At 44.7% G+C, this 675-nt stretch carries 1 protein-coding gene; it reads left to right on the top strand.

All coding sequences use genetic code 11. The annotated features are described in order from the left end of the window. Nucleotides 1-180: 180 nt before the first annotated feature. Nucleotides 181-675: PLP-dependent transferase (locus tag R7044_RS25745; protein WP_225456063.1), on the top strand; the 495-nt coding region annotated here is incomplete at its 3' end.

The following is a 675-nucleotide window of genomic DNA, read 5'->3' as shown; positions in this document are numbered from 1 at the left end:
TTTTCGCATCGACTATTCTGTGCTTTCCCCAATACGTCTCATATAATCATCGCTACCACACGGCGCTCTAAACGTTCAATCCAAACGGTTATTGGTCGATATGTGACTTTTCCCTTGCAAACCCTATGTCGTCCATGTTTTAAATAATCCAAATTGTAATATTTAAGACAGGGAATATTTATGTCAGAGGGCAAAAAGACCAAACTCATTACCGCAGGCCGCGATAAGAAGTGGACCAACGGTGTGGTAAACCCACCAGTACAACGCGCTTCTACTGTCGTGTTTAATACTGTTGCAGAGAAAAACCAAGCCGCAATAAACCGCGCAAACAAAACGCTGTTTTACGGACGTCGTGGCACTAACACTCACTTTGCTTTTCAAGACGCAATGGTCGAGATCGAAGGCGGCGCGGGTTGTGCTCTTTACCCTTGTGGAACGGCAGCCATTTCTAACGCGATCCTTTCTTTCGTCGAAGCTGGCGACCATATTTTGATGGTTGATACGTGTTACGAACCAACACGTGATTTCTGCAACGTGATCATGAAAAAGATGGGCGTAGAAACCACTTACTACGATCCGATGATCGGCGAAAACATTCGTGATTTGATTCAACCAAACACCAAAATACTGTTTCTTGAATCGCCGGGGTCAATCACGATGGAAGTTCAAGACGTT

Source organism: Vibrio sp. 1402 (genome assembly GCF_033340275.1).
This window is presented reverse-complemented; position numbering and strand designations above follow the sequence as displayed.